24 protein-coding genes are annotated in these 20,628 nt (G+C 66.8%); 8 read left to right on the top strand and 16 right to left on the bottom strand.

The features are described 5' to 3' along the window. Positions 1-19: 19 nt before the first annotated feature. Genes B9W62_RS16275 through B9W62_RS16285 form a run of 3 tightly spaced genes read right to left on the bottom strand, consistent with a single transcriptional unit; the run spans position 20 to position 2,975 of the window. Positions 20-1,327, bottom strand: a complete 1,308-nt coding sequence (locus B9W62_RS16275) for a TadA family conjugal transfer-associated ATPase (protein ID WP_087807840.1) — start codon at positions 1,325-1,327, stop codon at positions 20-22. After that, a complete protein-coding gene (locus B9W62_RS16280) occupies positions 1,324-2,241 on the bottom strand; it encodes a hypothetical protein (RefSeq protein ID WP_087807841.1) in 918 nt (305 codons plus the stop codon). The genes B9W62_RS16275 and B9W62_RS16280 overlap by 4 nt, the downstream gene beginning before the upstream one ends. 17 nt (positions 2,242-2,258) lie before the next feature. After that, entirely contained in the window at positions 2,259-2,975 is a 717-nt protein-coding gene (locus tag B9W62_RS16285; protein ID WP_087807842.1) for a hypothetical protein, read from the bottom strand. Between the two features lie 509 nt (positions 2,976-3,484). Here B9W62_RS16285 and B9W62_RS16290 point away from each other — a divergent pair. Together B9W62_RS16290 and B9W62_RS16295 are read left to right on the top strand one after the other, a co-directional pair. Beyond that, the gene (locus tag B9W62_RS16290) at positions 3,485-4,378 is read left to right on the top strand and encodes a hypothetical protein (protein ID WP_087807843.1); all 894 of its coding nucleotides are present in this window, start codon (positions 3,485-3,487) and stop codon (positions 4,376-4,378) included. Between the two features lie 45 nt (positions 4,379-4,423). Then, on the top strand, positions 4,424-5,194 hold the full coding sequence (locus B9W62_RS16295; RefSeq protein WP_087807844.1) for a hypothetical protein: 771 nt from the start codon (positions 4,424-4,426) through the stop codon (positions 5,192-5,194). A 265-nt stretch (positions 5,195-5,459) separates the two neighbouring features. On the opposite strand, the gene B9W62_RS16300 is transcribed toward B9W62_RS16295, so the two are convergent. Next, positions 5,460-6,092, bottom strand: coding sequence for a hypothetical protein (locus tag B9W62_RS16300; protein ID WP_087807845.1), 633 nt, complete (start codon positions 6,090-6,092; stop codon positions 5,460-5,462). A 141-nt stretch (positions 6,093-6,233) separates the two neighbouring features. Here B9W62_RS16300 and B9W62_RS16305 point away from each other — a divergent pair, with 141 nt between their 5' ends. From B9W62_RS16305 to B9W62_RS16315, 3 genes are read left to right on the top strand one after another with little or no spacing between them, the layout of a single operon-like run. Next, positions 6,234-6,905: a hypothetical protein gene (locus B9W62_RS16305; RefSeq protein ID WP_179236025.1), complete on the top strand. Its 672-nt coding sequence runs from the start codon at positions 6,234-6,236 to the stop codon at positions 6,903-6,905. Next, positions 6,896-7,984, top strand: a complete 1,089-nt coding sequence (locus B9W62_RS16310; protein ID WP_373433689.1) for a hypothetical protein — start codon at positions 6,896-6,898, stop codon at positions 7,982-7,984. The genes B9W62_RS16305 and B9W62_RS16310 overlap by 10 nt, the downstream gene beginning before the upstream one ends. A gap of 22 nt (positions 7,985-8,006) precedes the next feature. After that, positions 8,007-8,312 carry a hypothetical protein gene (locus B9W62_RS16315; RefSeq protein WP_087807847.1) on the top strand — a complete coding sequence of 102 codons (306 nt, stop codon included), beginning with the start codon at positions 8,007-8,009 and terminating at the stop codon, positions 8,310-8,312. 4 nt (positions 8,313-8,316) lie between these two features. Here the strand turns inward: B9W62_RS16315 and B9W62_RS16320 are convergent, their stop codons facing one another. Beyond that, complete coding sequence (locus B9W62_RS16320) at positions 8,317-8,913, bottom strand: hypothetical protein (RefSeq protein WP_087807848.1); 597 nt, start codon at positions 8,911-8,913, stop codon at positions 8,317-8,319. Positions 8,914-9,017: 104 nt separating this feature from the next. Between B9W62_RS16320 and B9W62_RS16325 the strand changes: the two genes are divergently transcribed. The 3 genes from B9W62_RS16325 to B9W62_RS16335 are packed head-to-tail and all read left to right on the top strand — an operon-like array spanning position 9,018 to position 11,787. Then, on the top strand, positions 9,018-10,316 hold the full coding sequence (locus B9W62_RS16325; protein WP_087807849.1) for a hypothetical protein: 1,299 nt from the start codon (positions 9,018-9,020) through the stop codon (positions 10,314-10,316). Then, positions 10,313-11,083, top strand: a complete 771-nt coding sequence (locus B9W62_RS16330; RefSeq protein ID WP_087807850.1) for a hypothetical protein — start codon at positions 10,313-10,315, stop codon at positions 11,081-11,083. The genes B9W62_RS16325 and B9W62_RS16330 overlap by 4 nt, the downstream gene beginning before the upstream one ends. Beyond that, complete coding sequence (locus B9W62_RS16335; RefSeq protein WP_256976427.1) at positions 11,077-11,787, top strand: hypothetical protein; 711 nt, start codon at positions 11,077-11,079, stop codon at positions 11,785-11,787. Before B9W62_RS16330 ends, B9W62_RS16335 begins: the two co-directional genes overlap by 7 nt. 348 nt (positions 11,788-12,135) lie before the next feature. Here the strand turns inward: B9W62_RS16335 and B9W62_RS16340 are convergent, their stop codons facing one another. From B9W62_RS16340 to B9W62_RS16385, 11 genes are all read right to left on the bottom strand, one after another. After that, entirely contained in the window at positions 12,136-12,795 is a 660-nt protein-coding gene (locus tag B9W62_RS16340) for a hypothetical protein (RefSeq protein WP_087807851.1), read from the bottom strand. Further along, positions 12,792-13,475: a hypothetical protein gene (locus tag B9W62_RS16345; protein ID WP_087807852.1), complete on the bottom strand. Its 684-nt coding sequence runs from the start codon at positions 13,473-13,475 to the stop codon at positions 12,792-12,794. Before B9W62_RS16345 ends, B9W62_RS16340 begins: the two co-directional genes overlap by 4 nt. After that, positions 13,472-13,861: a hypothetical protein gene (locus B9W62_RS39955; protein ID WP_143665464.1), complete on the bottom strand. Its 390-nt coding sequence runs from the start codon at positions 13,859-13,861 to the stop codon at positions 13,472-13,474. Before B9W62_RS39955 ends, B9W62_RS16345 begins: the two co-directional genes overlap by 4 nt. A 71-nt stretch (positions 13,862-13,932) precedes the next feature. Next, positions 13,933-15,225, bottom strand: a complete 1,293-nt coding sequence (locus B9W62_RS16350; protein ID WP_087807853.1) for a putative T7SS-secreted protein — start codon at positions 15,223-15,225, stop codon at positions 13,933-13,935. 3 nt (positions 15,226-15,228) lie between these two features. Then, positions 15,229-15,543, bottom strand: coding sequence for a hypothetical protein (locus B9W62_RS16355; RefSeq protein WP_087807854.1), 315 nt, complete (start codon positions 15,541-15,543; stop codon positions 15,229-15,231). A 169-nt stretch (positions 15,544-15,712) separates the two neighbouring features. Then, complete coding sequence (locus B9W62_RS16360; RefSeq protein ID WP_087807855.1) at positions 15,713-16,030, bottom strand: WXG100 family type VII secretion target; 318 nt, start codon at positions 16,028-16,030, stop codon at positions 15,713-15,715. Positions 16,031-16,394: 364 nt separating this feature from the next. Next, a complete protein-coding gene (locus B9W62_RS16365; protein WP_087807856.1) occupies positions 16,395-17,057 on the bottom strand; it encodes a hypothetical protein in 663 nt (220 codons plus the stop codon). A 215-nt stretch (positions 17,058-17,272) separates the two neighbouring features. After that, positions 17,273-17,887, bottom strand: a complete 615-nt coding sequence (locus tag B9W62_RS16370; RefSeq protein ID WP_256976428.1) for a hypothetical protein — start codon at positions 17,885-17,887, stop codon at positions 17,273-17,275. Positions 17,888-18,034: 147 nt separating this feature from the next. Then, positions 18,035-18,955 (bottom strand): hypothetical protein, encoded by a 921-nt coding sequence (locus tag B9W62_RS16375; protein WP_256976429.1) that lies wholly within the window; start codon positions 18,953-18,955, stop codon positions 18,035-18,037. A gap of 48 nt (positions 18,956-19,003) precedes the next feature. Beyond that, complete coding sequence (locus tag B9W62_RS16380; protein WP_087807859.1) at positions 19,004-20,254, bottom strand: hypothetical protein; 1,251 nt, start codon at positions 20,252-20,254, stop codon at positions 19,004-19,006. Further along, entirely contained in the window at positions 20,255-20,554 is a 300-nt protein-coding gene (locus tag B9W62_RS16385) for a hypothetical protein (protein WP_087811936.1), read from the bottom strand. Between the last annotated feature and the right edge of the window lie 74 nt (positions 20,555-20,628).

A 20,628-nucleotide genomic window follows, 5' to 3' on the forward strand; every position in this document is an offset into this window, starting at 1 on the left:
GTCGTCCGCATCGTCCCCGTCACCCCCACGTTCCGTTGGGCCGGTAGCCGTAGGCGATGAGATCCTCCAGGCAGGCGATGGGGGCGTGCGGTACGACCTGGCCGTCGGGCGCCTCGGTGAACACCTCGCTGGACAGCACGCGGCCGTCGACGCCGTTGACCTCGCGGACCGAGGTGACCGTGCGCTGGAGGCGGCCGCCGCTCTGGAAGTCGTTGCGCCGCTGGACGAAGACGACGAAGTTGACGGCGCCGGCCACCAGCATCTGGCTGGCCTCGATCGGCAGCCGCTCGGTCGCCTGGAGGGCGTACGTGGAGATGCGGTTGAACACCTCGTGCGAGCTGTTGGCGTGGATCGTGGAGAGCGAGCCGTCGTTGCCCTGCGACATCGCGTTCAGCATGGTGACGATCTCGTCGCCGAGCACCTCGCCGACGATGACGCGGGAGGGGTTCATACGCAGCGAACGGCGGACCAGTTCCGCCATGCTGATGGCGCCCTGTCCCTCGGAGTTGGGCAGCCGCTCCTCGAACGCCACGACGTTGGGGTGGAGTTCGGGGAAGGTGTCGAGGCCCAGCTCCAGCGCGCGTTCCACGGTGATGAGCCGCTCGTGCGGCGGGATCTCGTTGGCGAGGGCGCGCAGCAGCGTCGTCTTTCCGGCGTTGGTGGCTCCGGCGATCATGATGTTCTTGCGGGCCCGGACCGCGCAGGCCAGGAAGTGACCCAGCTCGGGGGTGAGGGTGCCGTTGCCGACCAGGTCGGAGATGAAGACCTTGCCCAGGCGGGCGCGGCGGATGGAGAGCGCGGGGCGCCGGGCGACGTCCATGACCGCCGACAGTCGCGAACCGTCCGGCAGCCGGAGGTCCAGCTGCGGGTTGGCGGAGTCGAAGGGGCGGGAGGACAGGCCCGAGTAGGCGCCGAGGATCTGGATCAGCTCGATGAGTTCCTCGTCGGTCTCGGCGACCGGCTCGCCGCGCGTCTCGCGCCCGTCGGAGTAGCCGACGAAGACGTGGTCGCAGCCGTTGATGTCGATGTTCTCGACCTCGGGGTCGTCGAGCAGCGGCTGGAGCCGCCCGACGCCGAAGAGCGCGGCGTGCACGGCCGCCGCGTACGCCTCCTCCGTCTCCGCGTCCAGCGGCGTACGCCCGGCGTTGATCTCGGCGCGGGCGTACTCCTCGAGTATCTGCGCGATGACGGCGCGGGCGTAGTGCCGTTCGTCCTCGGTGGACATCGGCGTGACACCGGCGACCTGGTCCTGGCGGCGCTGCTCGGAGATGCGGTCGCCGGCCTCCTGCCGGAACCGCTTGACCAACGAGTGGTCGACAGCGGTCATCGGCCGGCCCCCGCGTGGCCGGACATGCCGGTGCCGGCCGGACCGGAGTGACCGGCGGGGCCAGCGGCACCGGGGCCGGGACCGGGGTGACCGCCCGGGCCGGTGGTGGGCATCGACCAGGCGGCGCCGAACTGCTGGTACAGGTCCGAGGTGACCTTGCGGGCCGAGCGGATGAGCAGCGACTTCTCCAGCCGGCCGCGCCTGCGCCCGGCCAACTGCTCGGCCCCGGCCGGGTCGTCGGCGATGGTGCCGACCACGCGGGCGCCGGTCTGGGCGTGCACCAGCATGTCGTTGACCTGGCCGGAGAGCTTGGCCGCGTTGTTCGTGTCGGCGACGAGGACGACGCCGACCAGCGGCAGGCCGAGGCCGGCGGCGCCGCGCGCTCCGCCGTGCAGCTTGTTGGACAGGGCCGCGGCGCGGTCCCGTACCCGGGCGATGGCCTCCGGTTCGGTACGGGAGATCAGCAGCACCAGGGCGGCGTGCGGGAAGAGTTCGGTGGCCGGCGAGTCCCCGCTGACGCGGCCGCAGTCGGCGATGACGTCGGCGGGCGCGTTCGGGGAGTCGGCGAGGGAGGCGAAGGCCCGGCCCAGGGTGGGCCACAGCCCGGCGAGCCCGGCGGCCTGCTCGGAGATGCCGAGTCCGACGAGTACCTCGAGGCCGCCGCTGAGCGGCTGCACGTGGTCCCAGAGCTGGTCGGGCACGAGACCGCGGCGGGCGGTGGCGGCGATCGACAGCATCCCGGTGTTCGGGTTCAGCGGACCGCCGTGCGCGGCGGCCGACCGGTACACCAGGTCGCCGCCCGCCGGGTCGGTCTCGGCGAGCAGGACACGGCGCGGCCAGACCGCCGCGAGGGCGACGGCCGCGGTGGTGACGCCGGGGGAACCCTTGTCGGCGGCGAGGGCGATGAGGGCCATGGCTTCTTCGTCGCCTTCTAGTTGCCGGGGATGAGGACGACGGCGACCTCGCCGGCGGACGCGGCCTGGGTCAGCGCCGGGACGTCGGCGGCGTCGACGGTCAGCGTGACGGGCAGGTTGGTGCTGGTGATGCTGTCGCTCGAGCTCGCGCCGGCGGACTCGACCACGGCGCGCTCGACCAGCAGCGAGTTGTCGGCACCGGCCGAGCCGGAGGCGCCGTCCTGGCCGCCGCCGGAGGTCTTGTTGCCGACGCGGTAGACGGCGACGTTGTCGCCCGAGCCCAGGCCCTTCGGGTACTGGCCCTCCTTGAGGGAGACGCCGACGGTGGCCTTGCCCTCCTCCATGCCGGACTTGTCGGCGAACATCTCGCCGACGACCACCGTGCCCTTGTAGAGGGTGGACTTGGCCTGGAGCTTCTTCAGGCTTTCGCGCTGGGACCAGGCGACGAAGTTGGCGCCGGAGTCGTCGTTCACCATGACGGACTTGATGTTGCCGTCGGTGATGGACTCACCGGCCTTGACGTCGGCCGTCAGCTGGATGGCCTCCACCCGGTCCCCGGCCCGCAGCACCAGCATCGTCGCGCCCAGCGCGCCCACCAGGATCAGCAGCACCGCCAGCGCGGCCAGCGCCGGTTTGCGCTCGCGAGGAGGGCTGGGAAGCCGGTCACCGACCGACGGCTGAGCCGGAGCCGCGGAACGTCCCGCGCCCGCCCCCGTACGCTCCTGGATCTTCACGCAACCGCTCCCCGTACAACCAAGAAAATTGTCTGCCACGTACTCACTCGGGCGCCGATCACCCAAGTCCGCAGAATCATCTGCAATTCCGGACACGCCACCCGTGCCCGCCCGACCGTTGCCGTCCCGGGGCATCCCCTGACGCACCCGCCCGACCTGGGCGAATAACCAGCAGTAAGGCGAGTGTCAAGCCATCGCACCGTATCAGCCGCACATAAGCCCCTCAAGGCATGCCCGCCCACTGCCCGGCACCCCCGCACGCCGTTACTCATCTGCAACTTCGCACTGGTGGAGCCCCTTTGAGCACGGCCCGCCAAGCAGTCACTCTCACTGTGCTCGCGCGAATCCAGAACGGCCAGCCCCGGACACCGTCCGCGTGCTGTTCGTCACGCAGCACCCATCGGTCCTGCACGTTTCACTCACGAGGGAGCCGACGGCCCGTGCCATGATCTTCGCTCGGATCGGTGACGGGGTGCGTACACAGAGAGAGCGGGAGCGAGGGGGCAGAGATGGGGCTACTTCCGGTGAGCGGGGCGGCGTTGAGAGCCGACGCCCGGGTACGGGAGGCAGCGCGGGGCATCGGCGCCCGGTACGGCGTCGACTACACCGACGACGAGGCCGTGACGGCGCTGCTGACCGAGCGCCGCAGGTCCCTGGAGAGGGAACAACGCCGACCGGCGGCCTGTCTGGGGCTGCTGACGTTGATGGCAGGCATGTTCCTGCCGTTCGGAATCCCGCTGTCCCCGGTGCTGGACGCCCACCTGTTCGCCGTACTGGGTGCCGCGGGCGGCCTGACCGTCGTCGGCGTGGCCCTGCTCGTACACGCGCGAGCCCAGTGGAAGCACGCCCTGCGCAACGGCCCCTTGGCCGGCTACCGCGAGGTCCTCGGCGTCGCCCGTGCCCACGGCATCCCGCTTGCCCACATACCGCCCTGGCTGGAGGGCCGGACGAACGGCGGAGGCGGAAGGGGAGCGGCCCCGATCCCGACGTATCCGCCGGTGGAGCCGGCACCGGCGACCCCCTCGGGCTCGGCAACGGCATCATCGGCCCCGACCGCCGCTTCCGTAGCCGTACCGCCGAAGCCCTGGGCCGTGTCGCACTACGAGCAAACGGCGGACGCGGGCGGCTGGCACGACGAGGTGGGCTGCCTCCTGGTCCTCGCCGGCGCGGGCGGCGTGACCTGGGCCGTCACCGTGGGCACCGGGATCGGATACGCGGCCCTCCTCCTCGTGCCCGTGGCCATCTGGATCTGGTTGGCGGGCCGCCGCCAGGGCCGCGAGAAGAGCGAGCTGCGCGAGGAGGCCCTGAAGTACGTCAAGGAGCTGGAGGCCGCGCAGGCGGCGGGTGCGCGGGTTCCGGAACTCTCCCCGCAGCTGCGCGCCCTGCTCGACGGCGGCCACTGACCCCTCCTCCTCCCCAACCCCCGCCTACGGAGCAACGGAGTACCCGTGAACCGCCCCACGTCCGCAGCCCTCGCCGCCCTGTCCCTGCTGTCCGTCACCGCGCTCACCGCGTGCGGCGGGAGCTCGGACCCGGACCGGGCGACCGACGAGCCGAAGACCGGCGCGTCGGCGTCCGCCTCCGCGGCCAAGACCCCCTCCCCCGCGGAGCACCTGGCCGCGACGATCGTCACCAAGGTCGACACCGACGGCTTCGAGGTGGCGGAGCCGGACGAGCAGTACGCCTTCGCCAAGTCGGCGGACGAGGTGACGGTCGACAAGCCCGTCTGCGCACCCCTCGCGTACGCCATGAACCAACTGCCCCTGGGCGCCCCCGAGGCCGACCTCACCCGGCTGACCTCGGGCCCGACGGACGCGCCGACACAGCTGACGAAGGGCATCACCTACACGTACGTCACGCTGGCGTCCTACGCCCCGGGGAAGGCCCAGTCGTCCTTCGCCGACGCACGCAAGGCCGTGGACGCGTGCGGGGACGGCTTCACGGCCAAGGCGAACGGCAACGAGAGCCCGTACGACTCCGTCACGGCGGAGAAGGTCGCCCCGGCCGGTGACGAGTCACTCGGCTTCACGTCCACGATGGCCTTCCGCGGTGTCCCGCACGTCCTGCACGGCGAGGTCGTCCGCAGCGGCGACGTCCTCGCCGTCTACTTCTCGGTCGACGGCATGGCGATCGCCAACGGCAGGCCCAGCGACGCGAAGCTCTCGCCGACGGTGGTGAAGGCGCAGAACGGGAAGCTGGTGGCCGGGTCGGGATCGTGAGAGACCTCGGGTTGTTCGAGTGGGCCCTGACGAAGGCCGAGGAACGGGACCGGACCGGACCGGCGAGGCTCTCGTCTTCGCCAGGCCCCTGATCGCGCTGCCGCCCTCGCCCGCACGGGCGCCGCTCTCCTCGCCCGCTGCCTGTGCGTTTCCCAGCCGGGCTGAGTGCTACCCGGGTGGGCGGTCGCGGTGGTCGGGGTGCCGGCGCCGTTCTTGCTCTTCGTGCGCGCGGTGCGGCGAGAGCGACTGGGGCGGTGGGTGCCGCTCACCCTCCGTCGTACGCCCGATCCCACCTGCTCTGCCGCACGCCGCCCCACGTGCCCATCACGACGGCCGCCCCGAAGAGCGTCGCCAGGAGCATGCCGTTGGAGCTGGTGCGTCCGTCGTCGGGACCCGCGACGCCTTCGGGGTCGTACCGCACCCGCAGCTCGTCGCCCTTCGACGTCGAGTCCCGGCACCCGTCGCTCTCCGAGAGCGAGGGCGAGATGTCCTGTCCGTCGACGGTGCGCAGTTCGCAGTGGTTGGTACTGCTGTAGTCCGCGCCGACGACCACGGCGTCGGCCGACACTCCCCGGTCCGCCAGGGCGGCGGTGTCCCCGGCGCCCGTGCCGAAAATACCCAGGCCCACTCCGGCGATCAGCGGCACGATCAACTGCCACGCCACTTTCCGCTTCTTGCGCGGCACGCGGCGCAGCAGGAGCACCGGAACCAGGAGCGACGCCAGCGGAAGGACCAGAATGGCGAACAGGCCGCCCACCCCACGCACCACGGTCGGAAGCGGCACGACGGGCCCCACCCAGGCGAGTCCGAGCGAACCCCCGGCACACAGCAGGCTGAACGCCAGCCACCGCACCAGGTCGGACCTGGCGGCCCTGTCCCGGGATATGACATCCGCCATGTGACTCCTCGTCCCTCGCCAGCCCCTCGCGTGTCCAGAGCACCGTAGCGACTCCTGAGGCAGTTCACTCTGGCGAAACCGGGAAGCACGCGGATACCGTCAGTAGCCTTGACCGCACTTCTGTCTCACGGGGAGTCCACTGTGAAGCGCCGCTCTTTGCCCGTTGCTGCCGCGCTCGCCGCCTCAGCCGCCTTGCTGCTGACGGCCTGCGGCGGCGGAGACGACAAGTCCAGCGACAACGACAAGATCGCGGGAGCGGACCAGGGGTCTGCGACCCCGGGCGGGACAGCCGAGTCTTCGGCGGCACCGGCGGAGGACAAGCCGGATGGCGTGGACCTGTCCCTCCCGAAGGACATGCACCTCGTCTTCGACTGGGACAAGCCGAAGGACAAGAACGAAGCGGCCGCGATGGACGACGCGGCCAACTTCTTCCGTGCCATCTATCGAGGCGTCGACAAGCGCACGACCCAGGACGCTTCCTTGGCCGCCTACGCCACCGGAGACGGGCTGAAGTACGCGCGCACGCAGATCGACGCCCGACTCGAAGGCGACTGGACGTCGACCGGCACCCGCCGCCACTACCAGGCCACCACTCGATCCGCCCCCAACGGCAACTCGGTGGAAGTCGCGTTCTGCGTGGACTCGAGCAAGTTCTATTCCAAAGAGGTCAAGACCGGGAAAATCCTGAAGGGTGCGCCCAGCATCGCCGACTTCGATTACTTCAAGATCATTATGACCAAGTACCCGGCAGGAGAGGGGATGTGGCAGGCGTCCAAGGTGTTCGTCGAAACGAAGGCGGCGAAGTGTCAGTGACGACGTCACGACGCACGGCCCTCATCACCGGCGCGGCTGCCCTGACGTTGGCGCTGGGCACCTCCCTCGCGGATCCTGCGTACGCGGGAGAGCAGCCGAGCAACGGCCAGGGCGCCGACACCGAACAGTCCGGCGGCGGCGACAAAACCGGCATCTACGCAGCCGCACGCATCACGTACTCCGGTTCCGTCGCCCCGAACGGTGGCAAGGGGAACGTGACGTCCGCCGACGTCAATTGGACTCCCCCACCCTGCTGGTACGCCCCCTACCTCGGCGCCAAGGACTTCAAGAAGAAGATGTCCGCCGAGATAGAGGAGGCCGCGAGCGCACCCGGCATGACCGGGACCCCCGCCGCGGCGATCGGCCAGACGAAGGCGCACTACGAGGACGAGTACGGCTGGACGGACACCCCCGGTTACAAGGACTACAACGTCGCCAAGGACGGCGAGGGAATGTTCTGGGCCGGCGTCGAGAATCCCAACGAGCCCGACTACTTGAAGCGCAACTCCTGCACCGACCTCCCCTTCTGGGTCGACAACGGCGAGGCACCGCCACCCCAGTACGAGGAAGCCATCACGCCGGAGATACTCGCCGCCCTCGCGTACCAGCACATGGAACTGCCCGGTACCGAGGTCACCCTCGCCCCCGCCGAAACGACGAAGGTGAACCTGCCGACCTGGGCCTGGCTCGACAAGGCCGACTTCCACGAGGTCCAGGCCACGGCGGCCATCAACGCCCCCGGCTTCGCCCTCTCGGCCACAACCACCGCGAAGCCGGTGTCGCTCAAGCTGGAGCCGGGGACCCCGGATGCCGAGACGTACCCCGCCTCAGGCGAGTGCACGATCAACGACGACGGCTCGATCGGCGAGCCCTACGCCAAGGGCAAGGCCGACCGGACCCCGCCCTGCGGCATCAAGTACCTCCGCTCCTCCGGAGACGGCACCTTCGACCTCCAGGCCACCATCACCTGGGAGATCGCCTGGACCGGCACCGGCGATGCGGGCGGCGACCTGCCCGACGGCACCTTCGAGAACGCCCAGGCGATCACCGTCCAGGAAATCCAGTCAATCAACCGATGACCACCCCACGGGGCAAGCACACATGTCGTTCCTGAAATTCTTCTCCGCCGACGTCAAGGAGATGGCGAAAACGCTGGAGAACAGCGGCCGCCGCATGAAGGAGGCGTCGCAGGAAATGAAGCGGGCCGACTCCAGCCAGGTCGGGTACGCCGATCTCCAGTCGGCCTGCGACGACTTCGCCGATTCCTGGGACTACGGATTCGGTCAGTTGTCGAAGCTGACGAAGGGCGTCTCCAAGTTCGCGAACAAGGCGTCCGAGGAGTTCCTCACAATGGATCAGTCGCTCTACGACGAGCTGAAGAAGACCGCGGCGAAGTCCGAGAAGTGACGGCTCACACCTCGACTCGCGGCGGCCACTCCACGCCCGCGGCGGACAGACGGCCGAGATGTGTGCGCCTTCGCCGTCGCGTCACGCCGAGACCGACGAGGTAGAAGGCGAAGAAGGCGAGCCAGATCACCGCCGCGACGAGGACGTTCTTCACCGTGTAACCGGGAAAGATGAGGAAGATCGCCAAAACGACCGGCAGAATGAGGATGTTGCTCAGGACGCGCGGGTTGTACCGTCCGCTCGCGTCGACGACCATCTGGGAGTAGAAAAGCTCCACCTGGGGCCGCACTTCCGGGACCGGAGTCAGACCGTGCCCCGGGCGCATGCCCGGCAGCGGGGTCCGGCCGGGCCCCTGCTGACGAGCGGCCTGGAGAACGGCGGCCCGCTCACGCGCATCAGGCATCCGGACGAACAGGAAAAAGGGGTTGTTCAGGGCGGCATTACCGGGGGCGTGCCCGACATAGCGATATCCGAAGCTCTCGGCGACGTACGCGAATGCCGCGAATTTCTTCAGGCCAGGGAAATGCGGTCTGACCGTGAACTCACGCGCCTCCTCCGCGACAGCTTTCATCAGCTCGTTCAGGAGATGCCGTTCGTCCATGAGCGTCTCCTCCTCGGCTCGTACGGGGGCGGCCCCATCGTGACATACGGACGCCGCTGGTAACTTACCGGCTCAGCCAGCACAAAAGCACGGGGAGAAGTCCGATGAGTTCCGAAAAATACCCGGTCAAGGCGGTGGGCCGTGTCAGCAGCGGCAGCGACACGGCCCAGACGGAGCTGAGCAAGATGGGAACCGCGGACGGCATTTGGGCGGGCAAGGCGGCCACGGCGTTCCAGGACACCTACTCACCTGTTCCTCCATACCTGAAGAAGGCGCTGGGGTGGCTGGACACCGCGCACCGGGCCCTCAGCAGCTGGGAAACCCAACTGGACGGATTCCAGTCCCGGGCACGGAAGCTGGAGGAGGAGGCGGCGGAAGCGGCGCGAAAGGTCAACTCCGCACAGAGCGCGGTGAATTCACTGCCGACGTCCACCGAAGGCCTGTCGGACGCGGACGAGAAGAAGCACGAGAAGGACTCCAAGGAAAGGAAGAAGTCCCTGGAGACCGCCACCGGCGAACTGTCCGCCATCCGCAGCCGGGCGCACTCGCTCCAGAGTGAGCACGGTCAGGCGGCGGCGGACGTCACGCGTCTGGTCAAGGGTGCCGCGGACGACGCGCCTCCCGAGCCGGGCTGGTTCGAGGAGGCGCTGGACGCGGTGGGAGACCTGCTCTCGGACGCCTGGGACACCATCACGGACCCCAATTTCTGGAAGCTGATCGGCGACATTCTCGCGGACATCGCCATGGTCGTCGGCGTTCTCGCGATCTTCTTCTCCGGCCTCGGCGTGGCCGCGTTCGTCATCGCGGGCCTGGCGCTCGCCTTCCACCTGGCCGCCAAGGCAGGCGGGGCCGACGTCACCTGGGAGATCATCGCATGGGACGCCGTCGGTGTGTTCGCCGGCGGTCTCAGCCTGGCCGGCGCCCGGCTCGCCCAGTCCGGCCGCGCCCTGGTCAGCGCCGGCCGGGAGCTGCGGCTGTCGTCCGGCTTCATGAAGGCACTCGGCAGCGTCCGGTTCGGCAACAGCCTCAACGGCCTGCGCGGGCTCCCCAGCGGGGTCGCCAACTCCGCACGCGGTCTGGGCATGGCCGGCAAGGGCTGGTCGTTCGTCGCCGCCGGTACCGCCGTCGACAAGGCGGCGACGTGGACCGGCGCCGCGCTGGCGATCGGCTCCAACATGCACAACGGCACCTGGGACCAGGGCCGGTGGACGGACGGCGCGTTCAAGATCGGTGACATTCCCGTCGTCGGACCGTTCATGGACTACGTCGGATCCACCGACGACGGCGAGGTCATGGCACCCGGACCGACGTCCCCCACCTTCGACACGCAGACCGCCCTCAGCTCGTCGGGCGGCACCTTCACCAAGCACCTCGACCCCTCGCAGCTGGGTACGGCCGCATGAGCGCGGTGTCCCACGGCCCGACCGGCCCGACCGGTGACATCGAGCGCGGCCCGACCGCCCCCTTCCACTACGCCTTCCACCACGACGTCCCGGACGAGTTCGTCCGGCTCCCGGAACCCACGGAGTCCGACGGCTGGCGCGAGGCCATGGCGGAACTGCTGCCGGGAGCGGACGCGGAGGCACGGGACGCCGCCAGCGAGGGCCTGCGCCGCCAGCTGCCGCTGCTGAGCGCCCGGGAGAACGTGCTCCTCACCGCCATGTGCGTCGGCACGGAGGAGGTGGACGGCGGGGAGCGCCTGTCCATGGGCCTGCTCGCGGTCACCGTCCGCCCGAGTGGGCACAGCCCCGCCCGACGTCTTTTCACCGCCGAGGGCATCTACCAGGCGACCACCAGGAAGTTCTTCGCAAACGTCGTCGAGGACCGCCTGGAAGAAATCACCTTCCCTCTGGGAGAGGGGCTGCAAGGTCCGCAGGACATGGTGCTCGCCACGAAGCTTCCGTGCGGGCCCGGCGTGATGTCGACGTCCCTGCGCACGCTGCGGCTTCCCCCCATCGAGGCCGGGATCGCCGTGCCGCCCCTTCCGATGGCGGCCCTTCAGTTGATCGTCCCCGCCCCCCACAGCTACTGCGTCTACGTCACCATCTCCACTCCGTCCGTCTTCCTGCTCGACTCCTACAGCGCGCGCCTCGCCCACATCGGCCGCACACTCAGGTTCGGCGAGCCATCCGGGGACGACGACCCGGTGCCGGGACGGCCTGGATGCTGACAGCTCAGCTCAGAGCGCTGCTCCGGGACGGTGCGCAGAGCCGGGAGCGGTATGAAACCCGCAATCTCCAACGGTCGTGGCGCAGATTCGCGGCCTTCGCCTACGTCGCCGAGCAGTACGGATACCGGTACGACGGGCTGTCCCCGCTCTCCCCCAACGGAAGCCCGAACCCGTACTTCGCCTTCCGCCGACTGCCGGACGCGCCGGAACGGGCGGCGTGGAGCGCACAGCACTACCCCGCTGCGCCGAACGGCGGGCCACTGCCCGGCATGCGCCCCGGGGGCAGCCGCCTGCGGCCCCTGCCCGAGGTGCGGCACGAGGTCGATCTCCTGCACGCCCGCATCATGGTCGACTACAGCCGCACCCACCGACGGCGGGGACTGACCGCCCTCCTGGTCCTCCTGGCGGCCATGCTCATTCCCCTGTCCCAGACCGGTTTCAGCGCCCAGCCGCTGCTCGTGTGCGGCGCCGTCTGGCTGCTCTTCGCCGCCCTGTGGCTGACGGGCCTCGCCGTCGCACGGCGCAGATACGCGAAATACAGTCGCGTACTGCGAGACTCCGGGGTCGGCTTGCCCCCCGAGTCCTTCGAGATAGAGGCGGAAGAACACCAGCCGGATACCTCCGGCGAGAAGCGCACACGACCGAGATCCGGTGGGGACCGCGAGGATGGGTCGGAGACAGAGGGTGTGGGGCAGGTGCGATGACTTTCACGGTCAGCGCCCCGAAACCCAGCACAGAGACTGTCCTGGCCCCCGCGATCACCGTGACCACTCGGCGAGCCCCTGTCCATTCGTAACCCGCCGCCTTGCTTCGGTCCCGAAGCTCCGCCGCAGTGCTCTTGGACCAGCTTCGGACATCGTCCGACGGCTCGATCGGGAGTGGCACCCAGTCGGCTGAAACCACGATCCCGCACGCGCGAATGTCACTCACCGATGCCGTCGCCGTCCATCCACGTCAGCGACCCGGCCATAGCCTCACCCGTAGCATCAGCGCAGAATCGGCGCCTGGCGACAGAACTGCGCATGTCAACATTTTCCCTCTAATACACATAGTCAGGTTCGGCCGTTATTCCAGGCATCCGCTTCCTCGTCCGGGCTGATGCGGACAGTGCGGGCGAATTCGTCGATGTCATCGAGAGCTCGCAAGATCCTTCCGGCGTCAGGATCGGCCAGAATGATCAGGACGTCCGCGGCTTCCGTGCCCTTCTCGTAACGCCAGGCGTAGCGGAGACCGACATGTACCTCATTGCTGTCTTCGTCCTGGTAGTAGCGCAGCACCCGCAAGCCGGTCCCCAAATGGGGGGAATCGAAGTCCTCGACAATGGGGGGCTCGACGGTATAGCTCGCGTCGGCGTGGGTCAGCTCACGCAGTGCGGTTGTCCGGCCCTCACCCTCCTCGATCTCCACCAGGTCGACGTACACCGGGAGCGGAATCTCCCGAGGGTGCGGGAGATGAAGGAATACCTCGAAGTCCGGATAGGCTGCGGGGGCCCTGATGGCGTACATCAACAGGATGTTGGTCAGCAGCTCGACTTCCCCCGGTTCTGGCTTCTCCGACGCGAGATCCTCCCAAAGCCCCTCAGCGAAGTAGCGGGCCCACGTCTCAGGCGTTTGAGCCTCCTCGACGTCCTCAAGCCCCGGTTCCGGCCACATGAGCGGAATGCGGATCCAAGCGGATAGATCCATGGCGTGCTTGACGTTGAGCCAGCTCACTCATAACTCCATTTGAACGTGCCGACCACCGCGTCGAACAACTCGACCAGCACGCCGGTGAATTCGCTGTCGATGTCACCATCACCGGGCGTGGAGAAGTTGATGCTGATCCAGCGGCCAGGATCGTCCGGCACGGGAATCACATAGTCGACCCGTCGTGTCGGCAGGGCGTCCTGCTGTACGGCTTCGGAGGCAGAGCTCAGCTTTTCCTCCGTGAGAGGGGAGCCATAGGCTCGACGGAGCGCAGGTGCCCCTGCCACGTCGACCTGCTTCGCCGTACCGTCCGGGACGCCCTCGTTGGCCAGTTCAGCGATCACTGCCTGCTGAGGAATCACATGGGCTTGACCGATCGGCAGCTCAGCGACGATGAAAGACGCCATGAGAAAGATCCCTCCGCGCGGCAGCACCGGAAGGTAGAGATCAAGGCCACCGTTTCTTCGGGCCGCACGCGCCTGCCTCTCCAACTGGCGACGCATGTCCAGCCGGAAGCGCATCGCGTCGTCCCGGGGAATTCCCTCCGGGACTTGCTCCATGTGTGAGAAGAGGATCCTCTCGAGCGCTTCCTTCGTACCCTCACGCAGAGGGATGCGGGCCCAACCGGGAGGCAGGACGAGCTCATAACCGCGTGGTGCGGTCACCGCGCCGGGGGGCGACTCCTGCTCCCCATCCGACGCGCTCATACTCCAGCCCGCTTCTTGATCTGCCAGTCACCCACCAGGATCGTCAGGATGGAGAGCAGTGAAATCACGGCGAGCCAACTATATCCGAATGCTACGAATAGATTCGGGATCAGGTACAGACAAGAAGCAATCCTGATCGTCTGAGAAAAGTTGGCACCCTTCGCAGGGACACTAATGAGCTCTCGGTTCCGAAAAAAAAGGAGTAGCATCAGAACAGGTCCGATCATCATCGGCCACGCTGCGTAACCGTACGTGAGCCACTCCAGCCCTCCATATTCGCTACCAAGATCTTGGAAGGCGAAACACAGGATGGGCGCCACACCAAATGCGGCAAGATATTTCATGGCGCGGGATTCTTCAGGGCTTTTTGCCGGGACTGTTGCCATATCTGTCACTCCAGAGCACTTAGTTCGGTTTTCTCCGTACCTGATGACTGGCGATCGAGCCGGGGCGGGACTCACCAGCGACTCCCGACTTCACGAGTAAGAACGTCCTTGGCATCTCCGTACGCGTCCCCACCGAATTTTTCTCCGGCCTTGTCCCCAAGATCTACAGAAGTTGCCGCAAGGTAGTTGACGCGGAACTTTCTGGCAGCCTTGCCCACGTCATCGGCCGCCTTCACCACATCGGCATTCCCGCTGAACTCGGTGCGCATGGCCCTGGCGAACTTGGTTGCGCTGACCACTTCTCCGTCACCGCCCAGGAGGCGTTCAAGCCGAGTGGAACCAGGGCTTGTCTCCCTCGACCCGATCTGGCGCAGGGCGTTCTTCGCCCGCACAGCTTTCGCGCCACGGGCCGAGTTGGTGCCGTATCGCATGACGTTCCTGTCGAGCAGCTTGCGTAGATTCGTGTACCGCTGAAACCGTCCCGTCCTACTCGCGCTCTTGAGCGCTCTCGTCGCGGATTTCACGCCCTTCATCGCCACGCTGCCGAACCCCAGCGTCGCCAGAGCGAAGACGTCCATGGCGACATCCGCCCAGCTCCCGTCGCCGGACAAGGCCAGCAATGTGTGCCCAACGCCGACGAGCGCCGTAAGACTGATGGCGGTCACCGCGATGAGGGTCGCCAGCCATCCGACGGGCGTGAAGAAAAGAGCGATAACACCAATCAAAGTCGCAGCCCAACTCAGGACTTCCACGACGGACTTAATCGTATCCGCATGCTCGTGCACCCAGTCCTTGAAGTTCTCCCACCCGCTGTCCTTGATGATGTCGTGAATATCACCGTCAATGTTCTCAGCGTAATACCGGGCGCGGGAATTACGATCGGAGATGACCTGATTGAGCTGCTTGTGAAAAGGCGCCAGGTGACTGTTGGGGTCGGACTCCTCCGGCGCCTTCTTGTCACCGTCCTTCTTGGCTTCGGCTTCCTTCTTCTTCACCTCGGCCGCATGCTCTTCGTCGGCCTGCTTCGCAGCGCGGAGGACGCCATCGGCGCGTTCTTGGAAGCCCTCGAGATCATTGGCCCAGTTGCCGAGGTCGCCAACGACACGTTCGTAGCGGCTTGCCGTTTCGCGGAAGCGTTTCTCGAGGTCGCCGGACTTCTCCCGGATCTTGTCGGCGTACTTGCCCTTGAGGGCCTCGCCGTCGGCGGCCTTGCGCAGGGTGTCAGCCTGCTCGCGTAGAGTCGAGGCCAGGTTCTTCATCCTGGTGACCTCGTCGCGGATGTCCTCCGGGTCGCCGGGGATCGGGTCCTTCTCCGCCAGCGGATGCCAGTCGACCGGCCGGCGCCTGCCCTTACCCGTGCCCATCGGTCAGCTCCCCCCGTTTTTCCCGTTTTTCTTCTCGGTCGCGTTCTTGAGATCGAGGTCCAGCTTCTCGAAACTCTTGAGTGAAGTGTCTACCTGCTTGCCCAAGTCTTCGACATTCTCCAGAAGTTCACGCCGGTAGTTGTCCCAGTTGTTAACGAACTCCTGCATCTTACCGGCGATACTGTCATGGCCCCAGATGTCACGGATGTCATCACGATGCTCCTCGATATCTTTGAGGGCTTTCTTGATGTCCTTGAGGTTCTTCTTCGAAGACTCCAGAAGCGTGAAGTCGACCAGCAGGCGGTCCTGCTCCCCCATGAGCCCCTCCTCGGGGATCTCTTGATCAGGTCAAGGTCGTACCAAGCCGTACCAAGCTCTGTCAGCCCGGCTTCCAGACTTCCATCCTCACGGGCGACATGAGCGGGCGCGGCGGACGCTCAATGCATTCCACCGCGCCGGCACGGCGTAGTGGCCGCCTCGACGAGCCTCAGCCCTTGGCGCTCTTGGCCAGCTGCTCGTCCAGGTCCTCGTACGCCTTCTTGGCGTTGGTGAGGAACTTGGACAGGCCCTCCAGGCCCTTCACGGTCTTGGCCGCGCCCTTGGTGAAGTCCTTGATGGACTCGTCGTACGCGCCCGAGGCCTTCTGCGTGGTGAAGCCGTTGGCGACCAGCTCCTCCACACCCTTCTCGATGGCCTTCAACATGTCTTCCATGTCGCCCATCGCCTTGATCAGGTCGGTGGCTTTCTTCTCCATCTCGGCATAAGTAAGGTCCGTGTCCTTCGCCATGACAGCTCTCCCTCCCATCGCCTCAGGGCCTTCCCCCGTGGCGTGACTGACGCGGTGCACCGGCCGTTCGTCCACAGGCCGTCCGCATGAGCAAAGATCCTACGGGCGAGGCACTTGGGGCGACAGGGATGCCCGGTGGCGGAAGCGTGAACCGGTGCACATCCCGGCCAGTGAAGGCGGTCTCGGCCCGGCGAGGAGTCCCGGTGGCCCGATCGGTGGTCTCCCCCGGCTCACTCACCGCAAGTCAGCCCCACTGCCGTGGTCCCGCCACGGTGTCGAAAAGCGCGCCCCATCCCATGGCCGTGGTACGCGGCGTGCTGACCAACTGCTGTGCCGGGTCAGGTGCTTCGCGCCGGCGGCGTCGTACGGCTGTCGGCTGTCCTCATGCCGTGCCCCCGTCCGCGGACATCGAGGCGCCTCCCGTCGGGAGCGGCGTGATCCGCATGGTCCGCACCGCGTCGTCGGCCAGCTCGGTGATCCGCTCCGTGAGGGCGATCTTCTCCCAGGTCACCGTGACGACGACGAGACTCTCCATGCCGGGCGGGAAGACGGCGTACTTGACGAACTCGGTCAGCCTGCGGCCGAAGCCGAGCATCCGCTTGACCTTGACCATCGCCTGGATGCGCACGGCAGGTCCCGCCGCCAGCTCGAGGTGAGTGACCCCTGGGGTACCCGTGACCTCCGCGTTTCCCCACTGCATAAGCAACTGGACGGCCTCGTCCGCGTCGGGGCGGGGTACGCCCTCGTCGCCGTACGAATCGACCGTGAGGTTGGCCAGGGCCTCCCCCGCCTCGGAGTAGTACGCCGCCGCGAGGGTGGGCACGTCATCGTTGAGGTCCACGGCCCGCTCGACCATGTCGTCGAAGACCGCGCTCTTCTCGATCCCGAGGCCCAGCGGATTGAGCCGGTTCACGACCTCCGTGGCCAGCGCCTTGGCCTCGGCCCGGGTTCCTTCGCGCAACGTGAGATCGATCCAGCCTGGCTGGAACTCGAAGGTGCACGCGAAGGTCTCATCCAGCGGAGCGGGATCGACCGGTGCGGTCATGCTCCGTCCTTTCATTCGGGTACGGACGGGGCTCAGCCGACTCCGAGGACGCCGGTGACGCGTGTACCGGCGCCGTGGGCGGCGGCTTGCGGGGGATCCGAGCCGTCAGTCGTTGACGCGATCCACAGCCCCGCGATGGTCACGAAACGCCAGGTCGACCTTGCCCGAGCTGATCCGCACAATCACCGCACAGCGCGGGCAGGGCCGACAACGGGCTACTCGGTGAGGGCCTCGGCCGGATCCGTGAAGGACACCGTCTGAAGGATGCCCCCCATCATGTCGACGAACTGGGACCAGTGATCGATAGATGCCGTGACCAGCGTGAACACCGCGGTGAACGGGCCGGTCGGGAAGGGCACATGGACCTGCATCTCGGCGGTGACGAAAGCGGCCGGCTCAGCTGTAGCCGTGACCTCGGGGCCGAGTTGGTACTCCCGCCATGTGACACAGGAGACCGCCGGTCCACAGGGGAGGTCCAGCCACTGCACGTCGTTCAACGTGTCCCTGGACAGGGCGGCCACGATGCCCTGCGCGACGACGTCGACGGCGCCGGCCTCCTGCTCAGTGGGGACGGCCGCCAGAGTGAACGCACACTGGGCGGCCCCCTCGGCGAGGTCGTGCCTGGCGACGTCGCCGGTGGGGGTGCGTTCCCGCTCGGAGGTGGAGAACAGCCCCAGGGCCGCGTAGGACACACCAGTGGCCCCGATCCTCTCGGCCAAGGTCGCGTAGGTGGGGGCGGCGGGGGCCCAGATCTCCTCGCTGCCACGAGAGTAGAGCTGCCGCACGAAGGATTCCGCGCGTTCGACCCGCTCCGCGGGGCCGTCGGCCAAGGGCAGCGCAAAGAATCCCTCGGGTGTCAGAAACCAGACGGGTGGAGGCTCAGCCGCCGATGCAGCCGGAATGTCGGGGGCAGAGGAACCAGCAGTGGGAGTCATATGAACCGTTGCATCGAGTAGGAAAGGGAGTTGCAGCAACTCTCAGTAATCTTCGGGGTGATAGTCCGAAGGATCGATGTCGCGCCCTTCTCCGTCCAGGACGAGGCTTTCCTCGGAGGCCCCGAAGGCAGAGGTGAGTCGACGGGGAAGAAGAATGTCGACATTGTAGTGGCCGCATGAGTTTTGCGTGATGACGGGAGACACGGAATCCGGCATTTCGATTTCTTCTGCGTAATCCAGAACAGCCTTCCGCTGCGGCTGATTCAGATCAGCGGCGGTGAGCAACACCGGCGCCCGCATCAGATATCGCATCAGTTGCCTTCGAGAACGACAGCTCAATCTACACCAAGAACCGTCCGAAAAAACGATCGTAAAATCATTGCCGTCTTTGAAGTTCTTCAGCTCGACCGCACGGATGTCAGTACGTGGGGCTTGCCAGATGACCTCGTCGTCGATCGCTTCCAAGTTCTTCCCGTCGTAGGGAAGTTCGACGACGACGATCCTGCGGTCGGTGACGATGAGATGTGTCCGCCAGTACGCCCGATTCACTCGCCCCGGATCCAGCTGCCAGGGAAGCGTCCTGCCGATGGTTCCTTGCGCGGCCCACATGACGGGAAAGTCATCGACCTCGTTGGCCGGGTCATCGGGTGTGTCCGATCCGGAATCGGCGGACGAGGGGGTGGCGATGTTGCCTCCCGCGGCGCTCAGCGCCGCCATGACACTCACTCCGGTGACCTTTGCGGTGCCTTTGAACAACCGGCGGGCCATGGTGTTGCCGGTCGACCGAGGGATGAAGGACGGGCCTTCCGGCCACCCCTGGAGCTCGTGCTGGATGTCGTTGCGTTCCGTGTCGCGGAACCAGCGCATCCCTCTCACAGGCGGAGCCGCACCCGTCGCAAAGGTCACGGGCGCCCGCGCGAGCAGCGTTTCTCCGGCTTCCGGCTGCCAGACATTCACTCGCATCTTCCCCTTTCGACGACAGCGGTCAGCACAGCTTTCCGCCTTTCAAGGCTAATCTCCCGAGACCGCGCTGGTGATGTGCGTCGCCACCTTGGGGGCGATCTTCAGTCCTGCGTCGACGGTTCTGCCGAGCCCACTGAACGGGTCCATATTGCCCTTGAAGAAGGTATTGATTCCCTTCGTACCCAGCCACTGCCCCTCGTGATAACCCGCACTCACGAGACCGCCCATGCGCGACTTGAGCCCGCTGCTGACATGCGCGACTTCGTGCACGAAGTCGCCCTTGCCACCGATCTTCACCAGACCGGCCTTGCCGAGCCCGCCGTCGACGACCTTGGACGTCTTGCCGAAAGCCACCAGAACACGTGAGGTGCCAAGGTTCGTGGCCTGGAACCCCTTGCCCAGTGCGCCGGCTTTGGCTGCCGACAAGCCCTTGACCGCCTTGGCCGACTCCCCGACGACTTTCACCCCCTTGCCGAACATGCCGATACCCGGCAGCAACCCCAGTGCGTCCGTGCCCATCGTCACCCAACTCACGTCCGCCCCGGCCGCCATGGCCACTCCGTGAGTGGCCAGCGCGAGACCGCTGCCGATGAGGGCTGCCGTTCCGAAGATCGCGGCGAGAGGCGGGAACGGCAGGGTGATGATGGCCAGCATGCCAAGCACCGCCGTGATGTCGCTGAGCACATCGCCGATCGCCTTGATCAGGTCTGCGTGCTCCTTCAGCCAGTCACCGGTGGCGTCCCAGGCGTCGGCGATGCCCTTGCCGAGCTTGTCCCAGAAACCCGGCTCGTCCGGCGCGATGTCGGCAGCCTTGTCCAGTTCCTTGCTGATCTGTCGAGCGACGTCCTTGTAGCGCTCCTCCAGATCTCGAACCTTCTGGATCACTCCGTCGACAGCACTGGAGGCCTCGCCGAGTTCCTTGCTGCCCTTGCCGTCGGCCTTCGCCTCGGCCTTGGCCCTGTCGTCGAGCTTCTCGCCGGCGGACTTCTCCAGTCGGTTCGCCTCGTCCTGGAATTCCTTCAGCTCATTGGACCAGCGGTGCAGGGCGCGTGAGGCTTTGTCGAAGGAATCGTAGCTCTTGCGTATGAGGGGAGTGACGTCTTCACCTATGTACTCGGTGAAGGCGACCGCGGTCTTCCCTTTCCAGGCGCCGCACTCGATGCGCTCCAGTTCCCTGACCGCAGTACCCAGTTCACCTGCGAGGCTCCCGAGCTTCTTGGCAAACTCACGAGTGTCGTCGACGTCACCCGGAGTCGGATCCCATCCGATGTGAGGGAAGGCAGGGCGCTTTCCGGCCACTCACTTTCCCTTCTTCTTGGTCTTCAGCGACTCGGCCAGATCCAGGTCGAGTTCGCCGAATGTGTCGCCGATCTTATTGATCATCTTCACGGCACCCTGGGTGTGCTTACCGAGCTGCTTGATGCCGTACGCCCAATCGTCGGCGAAGTCCTGTACGTCCTCGACGAGCCGGCTCTCCCCGACAGCAGAGGCGTCCGCGCCTCGCAGGCTTCGACGGGTGGCATCCATGCGGTCACTGATGGTGGAGAAGGTCGTCTTCAAGTGCTGAAAAATGGTGTCGTCAAGGCTCAGATCACTCATGAGTTCTTCGCCGCCCACCAATCAAGTATCGTCAACATGAGATTAGATGAAGCCAAATTCAGAAGATGGTTCCC

It is taken from the genome of Streptomyces sp. CS113 (assembly GCF_002188365.1).
Taxonomy (GTDB): Bacteria; Actinomycetota; Actinomycetes; order Streptomycetales; family Streptomycetaceae; genus Streptomyces; species Streptomyces tendae.

Bases quoted from the DNA above. Each gene is read 5' to 3' on its own strand.
- B9W62_RS16275 (WP_087807840.1), bottom strand. From the start codon at position 1,327: ATGACCGCTGTCGACCACTCGTTGGTCAAGCGGTTCCGGCAGGAGGCC.
- B9W62_RS16280 (WP_087807841.1), bottom strand. From the start codon at position 2,241: ATGGCCCTCATCGCCCTCGCCGCCGACAAGGGTTCCCCCGGCGTCACC.
- B9W62_RS16290 (WP_087807843.1), top strand. From the start codon at position 3,485: ATGGGGCTACTTCCGGTGAGCGGGGCGGCGTTGAGAGCCGACGCCCGG.
- B9W62_RS16300 (WP_087807845.1), bottom strand. From the start codon at position 6,092: ATGGCGGATGTCATATCCCGGGACAGGGCCGCCAGGTCCGACCTGGTG.
- B9W62_RS16315 (WP_087807847.1), top strand. From the start codon at position 8,007: ATGTCGTTCCTGAAATTCTTCTCCGCCGACGTCAAGGAGATGGCGAAA.
- B9W62_RS16320 (WP_087807848.1), bottom strand. From the start codon at position 8,913: ATGGACGAACGGCATCTCCTGAACGAGCTGATGAAAGCTGTCGCGGAG.
- B9W62_RS16325 (WP_087807849.1), top strand. From the start codon at position 9,018: ATGAGTTCCGAAAAATACCCGGTCAAGGCGGTGGGCCGTGTCAGCAGC.
- B9W62_RS16330 (WP_087807850.1), top strand. From the start codon at position 10,313: ATGAGCGCGGTGTCCCACGGCCCGACCGGCCCGACCGGTGACATCGAG.
- B9W62_RS16335 (WP_256976427.1), top strand. From the start codon at position 11,077: ATGCTGACAGCTCAGCTCAGAGCGCTGCTCCGGGACGGTGCGCAGAGC.
- B9W62_RS16345 (WP_087807852.1), bottom strand. From the start codon at position 13,475: ATGAGCGCGTCGGATGGGGAGCAGGAGTCGCCCCCCGGCGCGGTGACC.
- B9W62_RS39955 (WP_143665464.1), bottom strand. From the start codon at position 13,861: ATGGCAACAGTCCCGGCAAAAAGCCCTGAAGAATCCCGCGCCATGAAA.
- B9W62_RS16350 (WP_087807853.1), bottom strand. From the start codon at position 15,225: ATGGGCACGGGTAAGGGCAGGCGCCGGCCGGTCGACTGGCATCCGCTG.
- B9W62_RS16355 (WP_087807854.1), bottom strand. From the start codon at position 15,543: ATGGGGGAGCAGGACCGCCTGCTGGTCGACTTCACGCTTCTGGAGTCT.
- B9W62_RS16360 (WP_087807855.1), bottom strand. From the start codon at position 16,030: ATGGGAGGGAGAGCTGTCATGGCGAAGGACACGGACCTTACTTATGCC.
- B9W62_RS16365 (WP_087807856.1), bottom strand. From the start codon at position 17,057: ATGACCGCACCGGTCGATCCCGCTCCGCTGGATGAGACCTTCGCGTGC.
- B9W62_RS16375 (WP_256976429.1), bottom strand. From the start codon at position 18,955: ATGCGAGTGAATGTCTGGCAGCCGGAAGCCGGAGAAACGCTGCTCGCG.
- B9W62_RS16385 (WP_087811936.1), bottom strand. From the start codon at position 20,554: ATGAGTGATCTGAGCCTTGACGACACCATTTTTCAGCACTTGAAGACG.